This window comes from Arenimonas soli (assembly GCF_014643775.1).
Classification (GTDB): Bacteria; Pseudomonadota; Gammaproteobacteria; order Xanthomonadales; family Xanthomonadaceae; genus Arenimonas; species Arenimonas soli.
The window spans coordinates 985,339-1,005,701 of sequence record NZ_BMKC01000001.1; the positions used below are offsets into that span (position 1 = coordinate 985,339).

The 20,363-nt window shown below is 67.9% G+C and carries 19 protein-coding genes; 5 read left to right on the forward strand and 14 right to left on the reverse strand.

Annotated elements, in window-relative coordinates; genetic code table 11:
* Position 1: 1 nt before the first annotated feature.
* The 4 genes from IEX13_RS04725 to IEX13_RS04740 all read left to right on the forward strand — a co-directional run bounded on the left by IEX13_RS04725 (position 2) and on the right by IEX13_RS04740 (position 3,889).
* Entirely contained in the window at positions 2-1,348 is a 1,347-nt protein-coding gene (locus tag IEX13_RS04725) for a DNA recombination protein RmuC (RefSeq protein WP_188661779.1), read from the forward strand.
* A gap of 85 nt (positions 1,349-1,433) precedes the next feature.
* On the forward strand, positions 1,434-2,969 hold the full coding sequence (locus IEX13_RS04730) for an alanine/glycine:cation symporter family protein (RefSeq protein WP_188661782.1): 1,536 nt from the start codon (positions 1,434-1,436) through the stop codon (positions 2,967-2,969).
* Between the two features lie 275 nt (positions 2,970-3,244).
* Complete coding sequence (locus IEX13_RS04735; RefSeq protein ID WP_188661784.1) at positions 3,245-3,556, forward strand: hypothetical protein; 312 nt, start codon at positions 3,245-3,247, stop codon at positions 3,554-3,556.
* 54 nt (positions 3,557-3,610) lie between these two features.
* Positions 3,611-3,889, forward strand: a complete 279-nt coding sequence (locus IEX13_RS04740; protein ID WP_188661785.1) for a hypothetical protein — start codon at positions 3,611-3,613, stop codon at positions 3,887-3,889.
* A 141-nt stretch (positions 3,890-4,030) separates the two neighbouring features.
* On the opposite strand, the gene IEX13_RS04745 is transcribed toward IEX13_RS04740, so the two are convergent.
* A complete protein-coding gene (locus IEX13_RS04745) occupies positions 4,031-5,386 on the reverse strand; it encodes a sodium-dependent transporter (protein ID WP_229668449.1) in 1,356 nt (451 codons plus the stop codon).
* A 30-nt stretch (positions 5,387-5,416) separates the two neighbouring features.
* Entirely contained in the window at positions 5,417-6,904 is a 1,488-nt protein-coding gene (gene nhaC, locus IEX13_RS04750; RefSeq protein WP_188661787.1) for a Na+/H+ antiporter NhaC, read from the reverse strand.
* 95 nt (positions 6,905-6,999) lie between these two features.
* Here nhaC and IEX13_RS04755 point away from each other — a divergent pair, with 95 nt between their 5' ends.
* Entirely contained in the window at positions 7,000-7,569 is a 570-nt protein-coding gene (locus IEX13_RS04755) for an NUDIX hydrolase (protein ID WP_188661788.1), read from the forward strand.
* On the opposite strand, the gene yeiP is transcribed toward IEX13_RS04755, so the two are convergent.
* From yeiP to IEX13_RS04815, 12 genes are all read right to left on the reverse strand, one after another.
* Positions 7,532-8,095: an elongation factor P-like protein YeiP gene (gene yeiP / locus IEX13_RS04760; protein ID WP_188661790.1), complete on the reverse strand. Its 564-nt coding sequence runs from the start codon at positions 8,093-8,095 to the stop codon at positions 7,532-7,534. The genes IEX13_RS04755 and yeiP overlap by 38 nt on opposite strands.
* A 16-nt stretch (positions 8,096-8,111) precedes the next feature.
* The gene (locus IEX13_RS04765; protein ID WP_188661792.1) at positions 8,112-8,879 is read right to left on the reverse strand and encodes an SDR family NAD(P)-dependent oxidoreductase; all 768 of its coding nucleotides are present in this window, start codon (positions 8,877-8,879) and stop codon (positions 8,112-8,114) included.
* Positions 8,880-8,929: 50 nt separating this feature from the next.
* Positions 8,930-11,461, reverse strand: a complete 2,532-nt coding sequence (locus IEX13_RS04770) for a sensor domain-containing protein (RefSeq protein ID WP_188661794.1) — start codon at positions 11,459-11,461, stop codon at positions 8,930-8,932.
* Between the two features lie 79 nt (positions 11,462-11,540).
* The gene (locus IEX13_RS04775; protein ID WP_425488998.1) at positions 11,541-12,437 is read right to left on the reverse strand and encodes a hydroxymethylglutaryl-CoA lyase; all 897 of its coding nucleotides are present in this window, start codon (positions 12,435-12,437) and stop codon (positions 11,541-11,543) included.
* Entirely contained in the window at positions 12,434-13,006 is a 573-nt protein-coding gene (locus IEX13_RS04780; protein WP_188661796.1) for a hypothetical protein, read from the reverse strand. Before IEX13_RS04780 ends, IEX13_RS04775 begins: the two co-directional genes overlap by 4 nt.
* On the reverse strand, positions 13,003-15,003 hold the full coding sequence (locus tag IEX13_RS04785; RefSeq protein WP_188661798.1) for an acetyl/propionyl/methylcrotonyl-CoA carboxylase subunit alpha: 2,001 nt from the start codon (positions 15,001-15,003) through the stop codon (positions 13,003-13,005). The genes IEX13_RS04780 and IEX13_RS04785 overlap by 4 nt, the downstream gene beginning before the upstream one ends.
* A 99-nt stretch (positions 15,004-15,102) precedes the next feature.
* Complete coding sequence (locus IEX13_RS04790; protein ID WP_229668450.1) at positions 15,103-15,447, reverse strand: GxxExxY protein; 345 nt, start codon at positions 15,445-15,447, stop codon at positions 15,103-15,105.
* A 59-nt stretch (positions 15,448-15,506) separates the two neighbouring features.
* Positions 15,507-16,292, reverse strand: coding sequence for an enoyl-CoA hydratase-related protein (locus tag IEX13_RS04795; protein ID WP_188661801.1), 786 nt, complete (start codon positions 16,290-16,292; stop codon positions 15,507-15,509).
* Positions 16,293-16,410: 118 nt separating this feature from the next.
* Positions 16,411-18,018, reverse strand: coding sequence for a carboxyl transferase domain-containing protein (locus IEX13_RS04800; protein WP_188661803.1), 1,608 nt, complete (start codon positions 18,016-18,018; stop codon positions 16,411-16,413).
* A 95-nt stretch (positions 18,019-18,113) separates the two neighbouring features.
* Positions 18,114-18,455 (reverse strand): hypothetical protein, encoded by a 342-nt coding sequence (locus IEX13_RS04805; RefSeq protein ID WP_188661805.1) that lies wholly within the window; start codon positions 18,453-18,455, stop codon positions 18,114-18,116.
* 150 nt (positions 18,456-18,605) lie between these two features.
* Entirely contained in the window at positions 18,606-18,989 is a 384-nt protein-coding gene (locus tag IEX13_RS04810) for a hypothetical protein (RefSeq protein WP_188661807.1), read from the reverse strand.
* Between the two features lie 191 nt (positions 18,990-19,180).
* On the reverse strand, positions 19,181-20,356 hold the full coding sequence (locus IEX13_RS04815) for a thiolase family protein (protein WP_188661809.1): 1,176 nt from the start codon (positions 20,354-20,356) through the stop codon (positions 19,181-19,183).
* Between the last annotated feature and the right edge of the window lie 7 nt (positions 20,357-20,363).

Consider the following 20,363-nt stretch of genomic DNA (forward strand, 5'->3'; position numbering starts at 1 on the left):
TTTGTCCGCGACGCAGCTTGTTTTTCTCCTGATTGGCGTGCTGGTGGGCGCCGTGCTCGCTTTCCTGCTGGTTTCCGCCGGCGGCCGGCGCCAGCGCGAGGTCCAGCAGGCCGAACACCGCGAGGCCCAGGCCCGGCTCGAAGCCGAACTGCGCGAAACCCGCGCCGCCCGCGAAGCCAGCGAGTCCCGGGCCGCCGGCGCCGATACCCGCGCCGCCGCGCTCGAGGCCCGGCTGCAGGCCGAGCAGGCCGCCGCCCGGCAGCGCTACGCCGACCTCGAAGGCGCCCGCGAACGCCTCAAGTCCGAGTTCCAGGCCCTGGCGGCGGAAATCCTGGAAGACAAGTCGCGCCGTTTCGGCGAACAGAACGCCAACCAGCTGGGCCAGTTGCTCAACCCGCTGCGCGAACAGCTGGTGGACTTCCGCAAGGTGGTTTCCGACACCTACGAAAAGGAAGGCCGCGAGCGCGTCACCCTGCAGGCCGAGCTCAAGCAGCTGCTGGAACTCAACCGCCAGCTCAGCGACGAGGCCGGCAGCCTCACCCGGGCCCTGACCACCGACAACCGCACCCAGGGCTATTGGGGCGAGCTCAAGCTCGAACGCCTGCTCGAAAGCGCCGGCCTGGAAAAAGGCCAGCAGTACCTCACCCAGGAAAGCTTCAAGGACGAAGCCGGCGACCGCTACCGCCCCGACGCCCTGCTGCTGCTGCCCGAAGACCGCCACATCGTCATCGACGCCAAGGTGGTCCTGCTCGACTACCAGCGCGCCTGCGCCGCCGACATCGACGACGGCGATCGCGAACGTTTCCTGGGCCAGCACACGGCGGCCCTGAAGAACCACGTGCGCGAACTGGGCGACAAGGACTACAGCCGCCTCAAGGGCCTGACCAGCCCCGACCTGGTGCTGATGTTCGTGCCGGTCGAGGCGGCTTTCCTTGAGGCCCTGCGCCGGGATCCGGGCCTCTACGACTTCGCCTTCGGCAAGAAGATCATCCTGGTCGGGCCCAGCAACCTGCTGGCCTCGCTGCGGCTGGTGGCGCAGATCTGGCGCACCGAGGCCCAGACCCGCAACGCCAAGGCCATCGCCGATCGCGGCGCGGCCCTGTACGACAAGTTCGTCGGTTTCACCGAAGACCTGGGCCGCGTCGGCGAACACCTCGATCGTGCCCAGAAGGCCCAGCAGGATGCCCTGGGCAAGCTGTCCCAGGGCCGGGGCAACCTGGTCCGCCAGGCCGAAATGCTGCGCCAGCTGGGCGTGGCCCCGTCCAAGAAGCTGCCGGCCGCCCTGCAGGACGCCTCGGCGCCCGACGAGGGCGAGGGCGACGAGGCGCCGGCCCCGCCGGCGGGCTGATCCCGCCCCGGCCTTCACGCCGCCCTGTGGGCAGCGGGCAGCCGCTCGGGTTAGGCTGCGCGCTGGCTAGGGAGGAGCTGCAACAATGCTGAAACGTCTTTTGATGGTCGCCCTGATGTGGCTGGCCGTGGGAACCGTGGCCGTCGCGCAGGAGGCCGTCGAGGGAACGGTCGCCGAACCGACCGTCGCCGAGCGCATCGACGCGGCCGTGCGGCCGGTCGCCGATGCGGTTTCGGGCGGCATCTTCTATTCGGTGCCGGTTGGCGGCGTTCAATTCCCGCTGATCGTGGGCTGGCTGATCCTGGCCGGTTTCATCTTCACGCTGTATTTCGGCTTCATCAACGTGCGCGGCTTCAAGCACGGTTTCGACCTGATCCGCGGCAAGTACAGCGACCCGAAGTCCAAAGACGCCGGCGAAGTCAGCCATTTCCGCGCGCTCACCTCGGCCGTGTCCGGCACGGTGGGCCTGGGCAACATCGCCGGCGTGGCCGTGGCCATCACCATCGGCGGCCCGGGCGCCACGTTCTGGATGATCCTGGCCGGCTTGCTGGGCATGAGCACGAAGTTCGTCGAGTGCACGCTGGGCGTGATGTACCGGCTTGAAAAGCCCGACGGCACGATCTCGGGCGGCCCGATGTACTACCTCAGCCGCGGCATCACCGAAAACTACCCGGGCCTGCGCCATTTCGGCAGCGCGCTGGCGATCATCTTCGCCCTGTGCGCCATGATGGGCGCGATCGGCGCCGGCGCGATGTTCCAGGCCAACCAGGCCTATGCGCAGATCGAAAACGTCACCGGCGGCATGAGCAACGGCAGCCTGTGGTTCGGCCTGCTGTACGCGGTGCTGGGCGGCGTGGTGGTCATCGGCGGCATCACCCGCATCGGTTCGGTGACGGCACGCCTGGTGCCGGGCATGGCGGCGCTGTACATCATCGGCGCGCTGTTCGTGATCTTCACGAACATTGGCCAGGTGCCGGCAGCCTTCGGGGCGATCATCGACGGCGCGTTCACCGCCGAAGGCGTCACCGGCGGCGTGATCGGCGCGCTGATCCAGGGCTTCCGCCGCGCGGCGTTCTCGAACGAAGCCGGCCTGGGTTCGGCGGCGATCGCCCACTCGGCGGTGAAGACCAAGGAGCCGCTGACGGAGGGTTTCGTCGCGCTCTGGGAACCGTTCATCGACACGGTGGTCATCTGCACGATGACGGCGCTGGTGATCATCATCACCAACCAGCACATCGTCGGCGGCGCCGACGGCGTGCAGCTGACCTCGAACGCGTTCGCGACGATCGGTGACTGGACGCCCTATGCACTGGCGGTGATCGTGCTGCTGTTCGCATTCTCGACCACGATTACCTGGGCCTATTACGGGGCGAAGGCCTGCAGCTTCCTGTTCAATGAATCGAAGGTGGCGCTGTACGGCTTCAAGTTCTTCTACCTGGTGATGGCGGTGGTGGGCTGCACGATGCCGCTGGGCAGCATCGTGGACATCGCCGACGCGCTGCTGTTCATCATGGCCATCCCGAACCTGATCGGCGTCTACCTGCTGATGCCGGTGGTGAAGAGGGCCCTGGACTCGTACTGGTCCCGCCTCAAGTCCGGCGAAATCCACAAGGTCGCCTGACCGGCTCCTGTGGGAGCGCCTCCGGGCGCGAAAAAACGGCCCGCGAAAGCGGGCCGTTTTTGTTGGCCGGGGCGGCGGGGAATTCGCGGCCCTTGCCGGGTTGATGTCGTTCTTGTTGCCCGGCCAGGCAGTGCCTAGAATCCGGCAGAATCATCGGGGCGCGGGCCACTCAGTCTGGCAGGGCGTTGCGATAGGCCACCGGACCCCGGGGTCCGTTCCTGAGGTCATTGGGGCGAAGAATGGGGATGTTCGATGAGGCGGGGGATCCCGAGCCAATGACTGCCGAAGTTGCCATTGGTCGGGGCGAAAAGTGCGTGGAGGCGATTTCCCATTTTCTTGTGTTGATGGTCGTTTTGCTCTTCATACCGGCCTATCTGATCCAGGACTTGCCGAAGTGGTCGATTTACGTGTTCGCCATTCCTGTCTGGTACCTCATTTGGATCGTGCTTTTTCGCCGGTGGCGAAGTTGGGCAGTCGCCAAGGGGTGTGATCCTCAGGCGCTCCAGGAGGAAGGCGAATCCACGGGTTTCATCCCGCCGCGGGGGTCGCTGTTCTGGTACCTCGGGTGGCCGGCGTATGCGGCCTAGCCATTTCTTCCGGCCGGCGCCCTTGGCTCCGCCTGGCCCGGGGTGTCGGGCGTCATGACTGACTTGCAGAAGCGTTCCTTGGCCTTCCACCCATTGGCCACGTTCGTGCTGCGCTTTTCGCTTGCCCTGGCAGCGGCGCTTCTGGTCTTCTACATCATTCCGGGGTTTGACGTGGAAGTTGGCCATCGGTCGATCACGCTCAGTCATCCGACAGGGCTTACTCCAGTCCTGGCCGCGTTCTATCTTTTGCTCGCCGTCGGACTTTCCCTGTTTGGATGGCGCGCCTGGATACGTCATATCGGTCCCTGGTGGCGCTCGGGTGGCGACGGCTGAGCCATCGCCCAGGCCGGATGCGCAGGACCTGGTGACGTGGTGCGTTCCAGCTTGATGATCCCTGCTGCCCGAACCAGAAGAAACGGCCCGCTTTCGCAGGCCGTTCTTCGCGCTTGAAGGCGCTCCTGCTGGGGTGTCGGGTCAGCCGAGGATCTTGGCCGCCAGCACGATCAGCACCAGCACCGGGGCGATGATGCAGATCAGGAAGCGCCAGGCCTGGAAGCCGAAGTCGCCCAGGTGGGAAAGCTGCTCGCGGGTGATCCTGCGGCTGAGCACGTAGCCCGCGAAGATCGCGATCAGCAGGCCGCCCACCGGCAGCATGATGTCGGAAGCCACGAACTCGATGGCGCCCTGCAGGTCGCGGCCGAACACCCGCACGTTCTGCCAGACGTTGAAGCCCAGCGCCGTCACCAGCCCGATGGCCCAGATCACCAGCGCCGCGATGATCGCCGAGGTCTTGCGCGACATGTTGCCCTTCTCGACCAGGAAGGCCGTGGGCGGCTCGAGCAGCGAAATCGACGAGGTCCAGGCCGCCACGAACAGCAGGCCGAAGAAGGCGACCGCGTACGGGATGCCGAAGGACATGTCGTTGAAGGCCAGCGGCAGCGAGGTGAAGATCAGGCCCGGGCCACCGCCCGCCGGATCCAGGCCGAAGGCGAACAGCACCGGGAAGATCGCCAGGCCGGCCAGCAGCGCGATGGTGGTGTCCATGCCGGCCACGGTCACCGCCACGCGCGGGATGGAGATGTCGCGGGGCAGGTAGGCGCCGTAGGTCATGATGCCGCACATGCCCAGGCTCAGCGAAAAGAAGGCCTGGCCCAGCGCCGCCAGCAGGGTGTCGCCGGTGACTTCGCTGAAGTCGGGCTTGAACAGGAACTCGAAGGCCTGGCCGATCTTGCCGGTGCTGATGCCGTAGGCCAGCAGGCCCAGCAGGATCAGGAACAGCAGCGGCATCAGGAACTTCACCGCACGCTCGAGGCCTTTTTCAACGCCCATCGCCACCACGCCCAGCGTCACCAGCATGAACATGCTGTGCCAGAAGACCAGGGTGGACGGGCTGGCGAGCAAGGCGCCGAAGGTGGCGCCCGGGTCGGTGATGGGCGCGCCGCCGAACATCTGCGCCACGTACAGCCAGACGTAGTGCAGGGTCCAGCCGCCGACCACGCTGTAGAAGCTGAGGATCGCGACCGCGGCGAGCATGCCGATCCAGCCGATGACGGTCCAGCCGCCGCTGTGGCCACCTTCGCGGGTGAGCTTGCGCAGCGTGTTCACCGGGCTCATGCGGCCTTCGCGGCCCATCAGGATTTCCGCCGCCATGATCGGCAGCCCGACCAGCAGGATGCAGCCCAGGTAGATCAGCACGAAGGCGCCGCCGCCGTTGTCCGAGGCCAGGTAGGGGAAGCGCCAGATGTTGCCCAGGCCCACCGCCGAACCGCTGGCGGCCAGGATGAAGGCCAGGCGCGAGGACCACATGCCGTGGATTGATTTGGTGTCCATCAGGTTCGTATTCCGGTTTGGATGGGGGGATCAGCCGGGACGGCGGTGTTCGACCACGACCCTAGGGCTGGTCTTGAGGATCTTGAAGCCGATGTAGGCAAAGATGCCGGCCAGGATCGGGTTCACCAGGTTGAACAGGGCGTAGGGCAGGTAGTCGAGCGTGGCCACGCCGAGGGTGGCGGCCATGTAGGCGCCGCAGGTGTTCCAGGGAATAAGCGGCGAGGTGATGGTGCCGGCGTCCTCGAGCGCACGCGAGAGGTTCTCGGGCGCCAGGCCGCGCTTTTCGTATTCACTTTTGTAGATGCGGCCCGGCAGCACGATGGCCAGGTACTGGTCGGCGGCCAGGATGTTGGTGCCGAAGGCGGTTACCAGGGTCGCGACGATCAGCGAACCGGTGGAGCGCGCCATCTTCAGCACGCTGCGGATCAGCCGCTCGAGCAGGCCGACCTTGTCCATCACCGCGCCGAAGGTCATCGCGCAGACGATCAGCCAGACGGTGTTGAGCATGCTCGACATGCCGCCGCGGTTGAGCAGGTCGTCGACGGCGGCGTTGCCGCTTTCGCCCTTGTAGCCGTCGAAAAGTGCCGTCCAGGCCCCCGACAGCAGGGCCATGGGGCGGGAAAGGGCTTCGTTGCCGGCCAGGGCCACGACCAGTTCGGGCTGGAAGATGACGGCGAACACGGCACCGAGCAAGGCGCCGATGAAGATGGTCGGGAAGGCCGGGAAGCGCCGGATGGCCAGCGCGAACACCACCACCAGCGGGATCAACAGGTGCGGGCCCAGGGCGAATTGCTTCTGCAGTTCGTTCGACAGGTCGCCGAAGCCCACCGCGGCGTCGCCGGCCTTGCCGCCGAGGCTGAGGAAGGCGAAGCCGACCAGGGCGATGGCCAGGCTGGGCAGGGTGGTCCAGGTCATGTGCCGCACGTGGGCGAACAGTTCGCCGCCGGCGGCGGCCGGGGCGAGGTTGGTGGTGTCGGACAGCGGCGAAAGTTTGTCGCCGAAGTAGGCGCCGGAAATGATCGCGCCGGCAGTGATCGCCACGTCCAGGCCCAGGCCCTGGGCCACGCCGATGAGCGCCACGCCCAGGGTGCCGGCCACGGTCCAGGAACTGCCGATGGTGATCGCGACGATGGCGCAGACCAGGCACACGGCCGGGTAGAAGAAGGACGGGTGCAGGATCGCCAGGCCGTAATGGATCATCGTGGGCACGGCGCCCGAGAGGATCCAGGTGCCGATGAGCGCACCGACCGCCAGCAGGATCAGGATGGCGGTGCCGGAAATGGCGATGCCGTTGATGATCGCTTCCTGGATGTCGTCCCAGCGCATGCCGTTGCGCAGGCCGACGATGGCGGCGACGCCGGCCGCCAGCAGCAGCGAAATCTGGTTGGCGCCGTAGGACGAATTATCGGCGTACAGGTAAACCGCCAGCGGCAGCAGCAGGAACAGCACCAGCAGCGGCAACAGGGCCTGCAGCAGGCTCGGTTCGCGGCCCGGGCGGGCCGGCGAGGTCTCGGACATGAACACTCTCTCCCCAGAGGTATCGGCCGAGTTTACCCGAGCGGGCGGGGCGTCGTGGGTAGACTGGCGGCCTCTTTCTGGTACATCCGTGGCCCATGCCCCCTGAATTCGACCTCGCCGCCGCCCTGGCCGGCTACCGCCGGCGCCACCCCGGGGAAGCCGCCGTGGTGGACCTGTTCCAGGCCCTGCTGGCCGACCCGGGCCCGGTTTACGAACGGCGCCGCCTGGCCGGGCATTTCACCGGCTCGGCCTGGCTGGTGGACGCGGCCGGGCAACGGGTGCTGCTGACCCACCACCGCAAGCTGGGCCGCTGGCTGCAACTGGGCGGGCACGCCGACGGGGACGCCAACCTGGCGGCGGTGGCGCTGAAGGAAGCCCAGGAAGAGTCAGGGCTGCCCGACCTGGTGGTGGAACCGGTGATCCTCGACCTGGACCGGCACGCCATCCCGGCCCGCGGCGAGGAGCCGGAACACTGGCACTACGACGTGCGCTTCGTCGTACGGGCCACGGGCAGCGAGGAATTCGCCGTGGGCGAGGAATCGCTGGACCTGGCGTGGAAGCCGATCAGCGAAATCGCGGCCGATCCGGCGGCGGACGAATCGCTGCGCCGGATGGCCGCGAAGTGGATCAGGCGCGACCGCCAAACTCACCCGTCGTCGTACTGACCAGGATCTTCTCGCCGTTGGAAATGTACTCCGGCACCATGATCTCGATGCCGGTGTTGAGCTTGGCCGGCTTCGGGCGCTTGGTGGCGGTGCCGCCCTTGAGTTCCGGCGGGGTGTCCACGACTTCCAGCACCACGCTCGGCGGCAGCTGCACGGCCACCGGGGCGTCTTCGATCAGCTGCACGTAGCAGCCTTCCAGGCCGTCGGTGATGTAACCGGCGTCGTCGCCGATGACGTCGGCATCGAGCTGGTAGGGCGTGTAGTCCTCGGCGTCGAGGAACACGAAGGCGTCGCCGTCCTTGTAGCTGAAGGTGCTGGCGCGGCGGCTGAGCTCGACTTCGCGCAGTTCATCGTCGCCGCCGACGCTGAGGTCGTACTTCACCCCGCCCGGCACGCTGTACATGGTGAAGCGGAACTTGACGTTGCCACCGCGACCCTGCGGCGAGCTGCGTTCGATGTCGCGGATCTGGTAGACGGTGCCGTTGTGTTCGACGACGTTGCCTTTCTTGATGTCGGAAGCTTTCATGGATTGGGCTCGGGGGTTACTTGGGGGCCAGGCGCACGGCGCCGTCGAGGCGGATGGTTTCGCCGTTGAGGTAGCGGTTGCCGACGATGTAGGCCACGAGGTCGGCGAACTCTTCCGGGCGGCCCAGGCGGGACGGGAAGGGGATGGACGCCGACAGCGACTGCTGCACGGCTTCGGGCATGCCGTCGACCATCGGGGTCCAGAAGATGCCCGGTGCCACGGTGTTCACGCGGATGCCGAAACGCGCCAGTTCGCGCGCCATCGGCAGGGTCATGCCGACCACGCCGCCCTTGGACGCCGAATACGCGGCCTGGCCGATCTGGCCTTCGTAGGCGGCGACCGAGGCGGTGTTGACGATCACGCCGCGCTCGCCTTCGTCGGCTTCGTTGTGCTGCATCAGGTTGGCCGCGGCCTTGGCCACGTTGAAGCTGCCGACCAGGTTCACCATGACGGTCGTGGCGAAGTTCTTCAGGGGCATCGGCGCTTCCTTGCCCAGCACGCGGCCGGCGCCCAGGATGCCGGCGCAGTTCACGGCGGCATTGAGCCCGCCCATGAAGTCCTTCGCGGCGGCCAGGTTGGCGGCGACCTGGGCTTCGTCGGTGACGTCGGTGCGCCAGTAGCGGGCATTGGCCTCGCCCAGCTCGGCAACGGCGGCCGCGCCCTTTTCGTCGTTGATGTCCAGCAGCGCGACCTTGCCGCCGGCGCCGACCAGGTGTTTGGCCACGGCCAGGCCCAGGCCGGAAACGCCGCCGGTGATGACGGCGCGGGTGTCTTGGATATTCATCGGTGTCCCTGGGGATGCGAAAACCGGGATTTTAACCGGTTGCGGCGCTACTACGGGGATGTCCGGCGCAGGTAGGCGATGAAGGCGTCGGGGTCCATGGGCGGGCTGAACAGGAAGCCCTGGCCGGTGCGCACGCCCAGCCCCAGCAGGAAGTCGCGCTGGGCGCTGCTTTCCACGCCCTCGGCGACCAGGTCCAGGCCCAGGGCCTGGGCGATGCCGGCCACGGCCTGGCAGATGGCGGCGTCGGACTCATTGCCCGGTACGCCATGCAGGAAGGCCTGGGCCAGCTTCAGGCCGTGGATCGGCAGCCGGCGCAGGTAGTTGAGCGCGCTGTAGCCTTCGCCGAAGTCGTCGATCGTCAGCACCACCCCCAGCTGGCGCAAGCCTTCGAAGGTGCGGTGGGTGTCGGGCGCGTCCTCGATGAGCACACGTTCGGTGAACTCCAGTTCCAGCAGGTCGCCGGGCAGGTCGTTGTCCTTCAGGCACTGCGCCACCAGCGGCACCAGGTCTTCGGTGAGGAACTGCCGGTAGGACACGTTCACCGCCATGCGCGCCGGGGCCAGCCCGGCCTTGCGCCAGGCGGCCATCTGCCGGCAGGCCGACTGGATGACCCAGGCGCCGATGCGCACGATGTCGCCGGTGGTTTCGGCGTGGGTGATGAACAGGTCGGGGCTTAGTTCGCCCAGGGCCGGGTTGCGCCAGCGGATGAGCGCCTCGGCCGAACGCACGCGGCCGTCGGCCAGGTTCACCAGGGGCTGGAACACCAGCCGGAATTCTTCGTTTTCTAGCGCCCGCCGCAGCTGCGCCTCGACCTGCACGCGGTCGTGCTGCTGGCGCGCCAGCTCCGGGGTGAAGGTTTGCCAGGTGTTGCGGCCGCGGCGCTTGGCGTCGTACATGGCCGCGTCGGCGTTGTTCACCAGCTGCTGCACGGTGGCCCCGTGTTCGGGGTAGCGCGCCAGGCCGACGCTGGTGGTGATGGTGAACTCCTCGCCGGCGTAGCGGAAGCTGTCGCCGAAGGCCCGGGTGATGCGCGTGGCCAGGGCCTCGGCGGCGCCGGGGTCTTCGCGCGTATCGGCCAGCACCAGGAATTCGTCGCCGCCGAAACGCGCCAGGATGTCGTGTTCGCCGGTGCAGCTTTCCAGCCGGCGCGCGGCGTTCACCAGCAACTGGTCGCCGGCGGCGTGGCCCAGCAGGTCGTTGACCAGCTTGAAGCGGTCCAGGTCGATGTAGACGATGGTCAGGCCACCTTCGCCTTCCATGACGCGGCGCTCGAGTTCGGTCAGCGCGCCGTCGCGGTTGAACAGGCCGGTCAGGGCGTCGGTGCGGGCCTGGCTGCGCAGGGCTTCTTCGATCTGTCGGCGCTGGGTGATGTCCTGCAGGATGCCGGTGATGCGCGCCGTCATCGGCGCCCGGCCTTCGGACTGGCCAATCAGGCGCGCCCAGTTCGACCGGCCGTCGGGCCGGCGCAGCTGGATTTCCATGTCGAAGGCACCGCCGTCGCGCAGCACGCTCTGCAGGGCTTCCTCGACGCGGTCGCGGTCGGCGCCGTCCACCTGCGCCAGCGCGTCTTCGAGCGTGCGCGGCGGGTCCTCGCGGCGGCCGATGATGCGCAGGGCTTCGTCGGTCAGGTACAGGCGCTCGCGGCCGCCGTCCCACTCCCAGCCGCCGATGCGGGCCAGGGCCTGGGTGCGCAGGAACAGGGCGCTGTCGCGCTTGAGGTCGGTGACGTCGGAGAACAGCGAAATCACCCGCGAAGGTGAACTCTCGCCGGCGCGGAACTGCGGCACCGACGTCGCCGACAGCCAGGTCAGCTGCTTGCGACCGGTGTGGTAGACGCCCATCAGCGTGGATTCGATGATGCGCCCGGTGCGCGCGGCGCGCAGCGAGGGCAGGTCGCCGAAACGCAGCGGCCAGCCGCGGTGGTCCACCACCAGCCATTCCTGCCAGCGCAGGCTGGTGCCGATGCCTTCGTCCTCGGGCAGGCCCAGGATGCGCATCGCGGCGGCGTTGGCGGAGAGGACGTTGCCGTCCTGGTCCTGCACCAGCACGCCCTTGTCCATCACCGACAGCAGGGTGTTGAGGTTTTCCTCGGCCTCGCGCCGGCCGGTGAGGTCGCGCGCCACGGCGATGACGAACTGGTTCGGGCCGTCCACGAAACGCGCCGAGTGCACTTCCACCGGGAAGCGGCTGCCGTCGGCGCGCTTGTTGTAGACCTCGACCACGTGGGTGCGCTTGCGCGCCAGGGTTTCCAGCACCGGCGCCATGTGGTCGGGCGGCAGGTCGGGGTTGATGACGTGGATGAGCTTGCCGACGATCTGGTCGCGCGGCAGGCCGTAGGCCATCTCGCCGGCGGTGTTGAGGTCGACGATGCGGCCGTCGGCGTCGATCAGGCTGACCGGATCGGGCACCGCGTTGAACAGCTTCTGGTAGCGCATGCTGGCGCTGTCGGCTTCGCGCCGCAGTTCGTGCAGCATCGCCAGCAGCTCGGAAAGCAGGACCGGGTCGTCGCAACCCTGGCCGTCGGCCAGCAGGGCCTCGAGCTGGGCCAGCATCGTTTCGTCGTCGTGCCTGCCCTCATCCATGCCGTCGCGACTCGCCGCCCCAAGCAGTGAAGGCCGAGAATACACCGCCGGGCGCAATGCACACCCCCGCGGCGCGGGGTCAGGCGGAGGCGAGGGTGACCTTGCTGCCGGAGCGGCGGCCCAGCTTGCCGGCCAGCCAGCGGCCGGTTTCGACCAGCTTCGCCAGGTCCACGCCGGTCTTCACACCCAGGCCGTCGAGCATGTAGACCACGTCTTCGGTCGCCACGTTGCCGCTGGCGCCGGGTGCGTAGGGGCAGCCACCGGTTCCCGAGACGGACGAATCCACCACCGCCACGCCGTCCTCCAGGCAGGCCAGGATATTGGCCAGGGCCTGGCCGCGGGTGTCGTGGAAATGCACGGCCAGCGCCGCCATCGGAACGTCGGCGGCGACCGCGCGCAGCATGGCCCGGGCCTTGCCGGGCGTGCCGATGCCGATGGTGTCGCCCAGCGAGACTTCGTAGCAGCCGGCCTCGTGCAGGCGCCGCGCCACGCGCACCACGTCGGCCAGCGGCACGTCGCCCTGGTAGGGGCAGCCCAGCACGGTCGAGACGTAGCCGCGCACCTTCACGCCGTCGGCGCCGGCGCGCTCGAGCACGGGCAGGAACCGTTCGATGCTTTCGTCGATCGAGGCATTGATGTTCTTGCGGTTGAAGGCTTCCGACGCGGCGCTGAACACGGCGACTTCGGTGGCACCGACCGCCAGCGCACGTTCGTAGCCCTGCAGGTTGGGCACCAGCACGGGGTAGGCCACGCCGGGCGCCTTGGCGATGCCGCTGAAGACCTCGGCGGCGTCGGCCATCTGCGGCACCCACTTGGGGCTGACGAAGCTGGTGGCCTCGATGCAGCGCAGGCCGGTGGCCGACAGGCGATCGATGAGTTCGATCTTGTCGGCGGTGGGGACCAGGGCCTTTTCGTTCTGCAGGCCGTCGCGCGGGCCGACTTCGACGATGCGCACGTCGGCGGGCAGGCCGGTCACGGTTGGCGCTCCTCGCGGCTGAACCGCTTGGGTTCGCTGCCGAAGAGGCCGTCGAGCTCCAGCACGGCCGGGTTGGCCGGCCCGGTGATCCAGCGGAGCTTTTCGTATTCCTCAGGCTGTTCGAAGCGGCGCACCAGCCTGCCCTGGTCGTGCAGCCGGTCGACCGCCTCGTCGTTGACCGGCCAGATGTCCAGGCGTTCGCCCCGCAGGCGATAGCGCACGACGACGACATCGGTGGGTTCGACGCGCGCGTCGGCGCTGGCGACTTCAAGCATCCAGTTGGCGTCGAACCAGGCGTAATGCTCGCCCGCGTGCTGGCCAAGGTGCAGCTGCACGGGGGCGCTGGTGCTGACGTCCGTGCCACGGACTTCGTCGACCAGCAGGCGGCAATCGGTGTCGATGCGAAGCCGGCTGTGTTCGCCTTCGGCGTCGGACTCTTCCGGGACCGAAAGCCAGGACCCCACGGCCTCGGGATCGCAGCCCTGCGACGCCAGGGGCGGGGTTTCGAAGAACGTGGCGGTGCAGCCGGCCAGCAGCAGCACCAGGAGTGCGGCGATCAGGTTCTTCATGGCTCCTCCAGCGTCAGCAGCACGGCGTCGGCCTCGACGAACTCGCCTTCCGCGGCCTGCACCTTGGCGACCGTGCCGGCGCGCGGGGCACGCAGGCTCAGCTCCATCTTCATGGCTTCCATCACCAGCAGTTCCTGGCCTTCTTCGACGGCCTGGCCGGGCTGGGCCTTCACCACGACCACGCGGCCGGGCATCGGGGCGGTAAGGCGGTCGGCGCCGGCGGCGGCGTCGGCTTCGTCGAAAAGGAAGGCGGGCACGCGCTCGAGCGTGAAACGCTGGTCGCCGTCGTGCACCAGCACGCGCTGGTCGTCGGCGCGGGCGCGTACGCGCTGCTGCTGGTCGCCCACGCGCGCGACCAGGCGGCCGGCGACGAACGCCGCGCCTCCCACGCGCAGCGTGTCGCCGCCGCTTTCCAGGGTGTAGTCGCCGGCGCTGCCGTGGGCGCGCAGTTCCAGGCGTTCGCCGCGGTAGAGGAAACTCAGCAGGCGTTCGCCGCCGTGGCCCAGGCGCCAGCCGTCGGCGATGCCCCAGGGTGAATGCGGGTCGGGGCTGGCGGCGGTGCGGGCGTGGGTGGCGTCTTCGTCGTGCAGCAGGCAGGCGGTGGCGGCCAGGGCCAGCAGGGCCGGCGGCAGCGGGTCTTCCTTGGGCAGCACGTCTTCGAGGTGGCGGTCGAGGTAGGCGGTGTGGATGGTGCCGTTCACCACTTCCGGGTGGCGCACCAGTTTTTCCAGGAAGGCGATGTTGGACTTGGGGCCGACCACTTCGCAGTCGGCCAGGGCTTCGCGCAGGCGGGCGAGGGCACGCGGGCGGTCGGCGTCGTGCACGATGAGTTTGGCGATCATCGGGTCGTAGTGGATGGTGACCGTGTCGCCTTCGACCACGCCGGTGTCCAGGCGCACGTGTTCGCTGGCGGCCGGCAGGCGCAGCACCTCGAGCTTGCCGGAGCCGGGCAGGAAACCCTGCGACGGGTCTTCGGCGTACAGGCGAACTTCGATGGCGTGGCCCTGGCGTTCGATGGCGTCCTGGGCGAGCGGCAGGGGCTCGCCGGCGGCCACGCGCAGCTGCCATTCCACCAGGTCCAGGCCGGTCACCAGTTCGGTCACCGGGTGTTCGACCTGCAGGCGGGTATTGATTTCCATGAAGTAGAAATCACCCCGGGGGCCGACGATGAATTCGACGGTGCCGGCGTTGACGTAGTCGATGGCGCGCGCGGCTTCTACCGCGGCCTGGCCCATGCGCTGGCGCAGGTCGGGCGTGACGAAGGGCGAGGGCGATTCCTCCACGACCTTCTGGTAGCGACGCTGGGCCGAACACTCGCGTTCGCCCAGGTGGATGACCTGGCCGTGGCTGTCGCCGAAGACCTGGATTTCGATGTGGCGCGGGGTTTCGACGAAACGCTCGAGCAGCACGCGGTCGCGGCCGAAGGCGCTGGTGGCTTCGCGCTGGCAGCTTTCCAGGGACGCGGCGAAATCCTCGCTGGCGCGCACGATGCGCATGCCCTTGCCGCCGCCGCCGTGCGCGGCCTTGATCATCAGCGGGTAGCCGATGCCGTCGGCTTCGATCTGCAGGCGGCCGGGGTCCTGGTCCTCGCCGGTGTAACCGGGCACGACGGGCACGCCGCGGGCTTGCATCAGCTGCTTGGCGCCGGCCTTGCTGCCCATCTTGCGCATGGACGCGGCGCGCGGGCCGATGAAGACCAGGCCGGCGGCTTCGACCGCTTCGGCGAAGTCGGCGTTTTCGCTTAGGAAGCCGTAGCCGGGATGGATCGCCTGGGCACCGCTCTTTTTCGCGACCTCGAGGATGGCGTCGCCGCGCAGGTAGCTGTCCTGCGGCCGCGGCCCGCCGATCGGCCAGGCTTCGTCGGCCAGCCGCGCATGCTGCGCCCCGGCGTCGGCTTCCGAATACACGGCCACCGTGCGGATGCCCAGCCGGCGGCAGGTGCGGATGACCCGGCAGGCGATCTCGCCGCGGTTGGCAATCAGTACTTTTTCAAACATTCTGTTTTTGGCCACGGATGAACACGGATGAACACGGATGGACACGGATAAAGGCGGATAAAAGCGGATAAGAGCGGATAAGAGCGGATAAGAGCGAATTTAATGGATTCGGCGTTTGAACTGGGGTTTTGGGCCGAAATTGAGCAATAGACCGACCCGTACTCCAGTTGCCCTCAGGTAGTTGATGAGTTGGGCTTCGTGGGAGGAGGCGAGAACGGAAGCCGCCTTTACCTCGATAATCAGTTTTCCTGGGATCAGTAGGTCGGCGCGGTATTCGCCTACCCGACAGCCCCGGAAGTACACGTCCAGCGCCGGCTGTTGAATGACGTTTAGACCCTGGATTCGTAGCAAGTGTGCCAGGGCATTCTCGTACACGCTTTCCAGGAATCCGTAGCCCAGTTCCTTGTAGACAGTGAAAAAGGCTCCGATGACGGTCTCGGTCACGGACTCTTCCAGTAATCCGCTCTCATCCGTGTCCATCCGTGTTCATCCGTGGCTAAAAACTAAGACCACGAAGGCCGGCGCTTTTCGAGGAAGGCGGTCAGGCCTTCCTGGCCTTCGGGGGAGACGCGGAGGCGGGCGATGAGGGCGGCGTTGTGGATGTCGGTTTCCGCGGCCGATTCGGGGGTCATGCCGGCCATGCGCAGCGCCAGCTGCTTGGCTTCGCGCTGCGCGACCGGGCCGCCCTTGAGCCAGAAGTGCAGGGTGCGGTCCAGGCGTTCATCAAGCTGGTCGGGCGAAACGACCTCGTGCAGCAGGCCGATGGCCAGGGCTTCGCGGGCCTCGAAGACCTCGGCGCCCGTGAACAGGCGACGCGCGTGGCGGCCGCCGATGGCGTGCACCACGTAGGGCGAGATCACCGCCGGCACCAGGCCCAGCTTCACTTCCGACAGTGAAAACTTGGCCTGGTCCACGCCGATGGCGTAGTCGCAGCAGGCCACCAGGCCAACGCCGCCGCCGTAGGCCGAGCCGTTCACCCGGCACAAGGTGGGCTTGGACAGGAAGTTCAGGGTGCGCATCAGCCGGGCCAGGCGCAGGGAATCGGCGCGGTTTTCGTCTTCGCTGGCCTGGGCCATGCGGCGCATCCAGCCCAGGTCGGCGCCGGCCGAGAAGGTGCTGCCTTCGCCGGTCAGCACCACGGCGCGCACGTCCGGGTTGGCGTCGGCGTCTTCCAGGGCGGCGGTGAGGTCGGCGATCAGGGCATCGTCGAAGGCGTTGTGCACGGACGCCCGGTCCAGGGTGAGGCGGGCGACGGCGCCTTCGCGGTCAAGTCGGATGGCAGAGGGCATGCGGTCTCCTCGGGGCAAGCCACCATGATACCGGCAGGCCTGCGGCGGCCGGCACCCCGGGTGTGTCGCAGGGGCGGGGCCGATCAAATAATGCGAATCATTCGCAGCCAAAGCCGGCCTACATCCGGAAGACGCCGAAGCGGTCCTTTTCGATGGGGGCGTTGAGGCTGGCGGAAATGGCCAGGCCCAGCACGCGGCGGGTGTCGGCGGGGTCGATGATGCCGTCGTCCCAGAGGCGGGCGCTGGCGTAGTAGGGGTGGCCCTGGCGTTCGTACTGGTCGCGGATGGGTGCCTTGAAGCCTTCTTCCTCTTGGGCGCTCCAGGTCTTGCCGGCGCCTTCGATGCCGTCGCGCTTGACGGTGGCCAGCACGCTGGCGGCCTGTTCGCCGCCCATCACGCTGATGCGGGCATTGGGCCACATCCACAGGAAGCGGCCGCCGTAGGCGCGGCCGCACATGGCGTAGTTGCCGGCGCCGAAACTGCCGCCGATGACCACGGTGAACTTGGGCACGTGCGAACAGGCCACCGCCGTGACCATCTTGGCCCCGTCCTTGGCGATACCGGCGTTTTCATACTTCTTGCCAACCATGAAGCCGGTGATGTTCTGCAGGAACACCAGCGGGATGTCGCGCTGGTTGCACAGTTCGATGAAGTGCGCGCCCTTGAGCGCGCTTTCGGCGAACAGGATGCCGTTGTTGGCGATGATGCCCACCGGGTAGCCGTGGATGTGGGCGAAACCGCAGACCAGGGTCTTGCCGTAGCGCGCTTTGAACTCCTGGAACTCGCTGCCGTCGACCACGCGGGCGATGACTTCGCGGATGTCGAAGGGCCGCCGGGTGTCCTTGGGAATGACGCCGTAGAGCTGCTCGGCCGGGAACAGGGGTTCGCGCGGCGCCTGCACGGCCACCGGCAGCTGCTTGCGGCGGTTGAGGTGGCGAACCACGTCGCGGGCGATCTGCAGCGCGTGGCGGTCGTTTTCGGCGAAATGGTCGGCCACGCCTGAAACCGAGGTATGCACGTCGGCGCCGCCCAGGGATTCGGCGTCCACCACTTCGCCGGTGGCGGCCTTCACCAGCGGCGGGCCGCCCAGGAAGATCGTGCCTTGTTCCTTGACGATGATCGATTCGTCGCACATCGCCGGCACGTAGGCGCCGCCGGCGGTGCAGCTGCCCATCACCACGGCGATCTGCGGGATGTTCTTCGCGCTCAGCCGGGCCTGGTTGTAGAAGATGCGGCCGAAGTGTTCCTTGTCCGGGAAGACCTCGTCCTGCAGCGGCAGGAAGGCGCCGCCGGAATCGACGAGGTAGATGCAGGGCAGGTGGTTTTCCAGCGCCACTTCCTGGGCCCGAAGGTGCTTTTTCACCGTCATCGGGAAATAGGTGCCGCCCTTGACCGTGGCGTCGTTGGCCACGACCACGACTTCGATGCCATGCACGCGGCCGATGCCGGTGATGACGCCCGCGGCGGGCGCGGCGTCGTCGTACATGCCGCCGGCGGCCAGGGCCGAGAGTTCAAGGAAGGGCGAGCCGGGGTCGAGCAGGGCGGCCACGCGTTCGCGCGGCAGCAGCTTGCCGCGTTCGGTGTGCTTCTTGCGGGCCTTCTCGCCGCCGCCTTCGGCCACCTGGGCCAGGCGGGCTTCGAGGTCCCGGACGGCGGCGCGCAGTTGCGCGTCGTTTTCCTGGAACTGCGGGTCGCGGGGATCGATGTGGCTGCTGAGGATGCTCATGCGCGGCGGTCGTTGGGCAATCCCCGGAGTTTAAGCGCCCCGGCAAAAAAAAACCGCCGGCACGGGGCCGGCGGTTTTTTCAGGCCCTGGCGGGATTATTCGTCGCCGGTGGCGGCCTCTTCGTCGGTGGTGATCGACTCGTCGATGCTTTCGGCGGCGTCATTGACGGCTTCGGCAGTGGCATCGCCAACGGCCTCGGCGGCGTCTTCGATGTTCTGGCCAGCTTCGTCCATGGCGACTTCGGTGCGGTCGGCAGCGGCGTCCATGTCGGCGGCGGCCTCGTCGGCGGCAGACTCCATCACGTCCGCGGATTCCTCAGCGGCGTTCTCGATGGCGGCGCCGGCTTCGTCGGCTTCCTGCTCGGTCTGCGGGCTGCAGGCAGCGAGGCCAAAGGCCAGGGCGATGGCGGTGGCCAGGGCAAAAGTCGGATTACGCATGGTGTATCTCCCCATATAGGTGGTTGTCGCGACCGTCACGGTCGCCGTCGTGCAGCATACCCGTGTCGGCCGCCCTCGGTGCAATTCCGGCAAAAAAAACGGGTGCGACCTTGGTCGCACCCGTTCTTCAACGCGACGGCCGAGCCAGGCTCAGTACTCGTCGGCAGCCTCGTCGGCCGCTTCTTCAGCGGCGTCGGCGGCGTCTTCGGCCACTTCTTCCGCCTGCTCGGCCAGGTCGGCAGCGGCGTCAGCCATTTCTTCGGTACCGGCAGCAGCGGCGTCGGCAGCGGCTTCGGCGGCCACGTCGGCGGCATCGGAAGCGGCATCGGCCGAATCGGCGGCAGCGTCCGCGGCGACGTCGGTGGCAGCGTCGGTGGCGGCAGCGGCGGCGTCAGCGGCGTCGGCGGAGGCGTCGGCGGCGGAAGCGGAAGCAGCGGCTTCTTCGGCCGAGTCGGCCGCCTGCTCAGCCTGGTTGGAGCAAGCCGCCAGGGCCAGGCCCAGGGCCGTGGCGAGCAGGATCTTGTTCAGGGACATGGGTGAATTCCTCGTCTGGACGTATGGGAAATCTGAAACGTGTCCTTCAGCACACGGACACGTCGGCAAAATCATGTCAGGAACTGAACGGGAGTCAAGCATTCGTTTGTTTTAACTAAATTTGAACGAATCCGTGATGCCGGGGAAACAAGGTTTCTGAGTGGCCCCGGGGCGTGCCGGGGCCCGCGGGCTCAGGCCAGCTCGATCGCCAGGGCGGTCGCCTCGCCACCGCCGATGCACAGGGCGGCGACGCCACGCTTGCCACCGCGGCGCTTGAGCGCATTGACCAGGGTAACGACCAAACGCGCGCCGGAAGCACCGATGGGGTGGCCCAGGGCGCAGGCGCCGCCGTGCACGTTGAGCTTGTCGTGGGCGATGCCCAGTTCCTTCATCGGCGCCATGGCGACGACGGCGAAGGCTTCGTTGACCTCGAACAGGTCGACGTCCCCGACCTTCCAGCCGGCCTTGTCCAGGACCTTCTGGATGGCCGCCACCGGTGCGGTGGTGAACCATTCGGGTTCCTGCGAATGGGTGGCGTGCGCGACGATCGTGGCGATCGGTGCCAGGCCCTGGGCCTTGGCGGCTTCTTCGGAGGCCAGCACCACGGCGGCGGCGCCGTCGTTGATCGACGACGAGGCGGCGGCCGTGATGGTGCCGTCCTTCTTGAAGGCCGGGCGCAGGCTCGGGATCTTTTCGATGTTGCAGCGGCCCGGCTGTTCGTCGGTGTCGATCACGGTGTCGCCCTTGCGGCCGGCGACCGTGACCGGGGCGATTTCATCCTTGAAGCTGCCCTCGGCCTGGGCAGCCAGGGCGCGGCGCACCGATTCGGCGGCGTAGGCGTCCTGCTGCTCGCGGGAAAAGCTGTACTTGTCGGCGCACATCTCGCCGAACACGCCCATGGCCTGCTTGTCGTAGGGATTGACCAGGCCGTCCCAGGCCATGTGGTCAAGCATCTCGGTGCTGCCGAACTTGGTGCCGGTGCGCGAGTTCATCAGCAGGTGCGGGGCGTTGGTCATCGACTCCATGCCGCCGGCGACGACGACGCTGGCCGAGCCGGCCTTGATCAGGTCGTGGCCCATCATGATGGCCTTCATGCCCGAACCGCAGACCTTGTTGACGGTGGTGCAGCCGGCCGAGATCGGCAGGCCGGCGCCCAGCGCCGCCTGGCGGGCCGGGGCCTGGCCCAGGCCGGCGGGCAGCACGCAGCCCATGATCACCTCGTCGACCTTGTCGCCGGCGACGCCGGCCTGTTCAACCGCCGCCTTGATGGCGGTGCTGCCCAGCTGCGTGGCGGGCACGCCGGTGAACTGGCCCAGCAGGGCCCCGAGGGCGGTGCGCTTGGCACCTGCGATGACGACCTTGGACATGGTGACT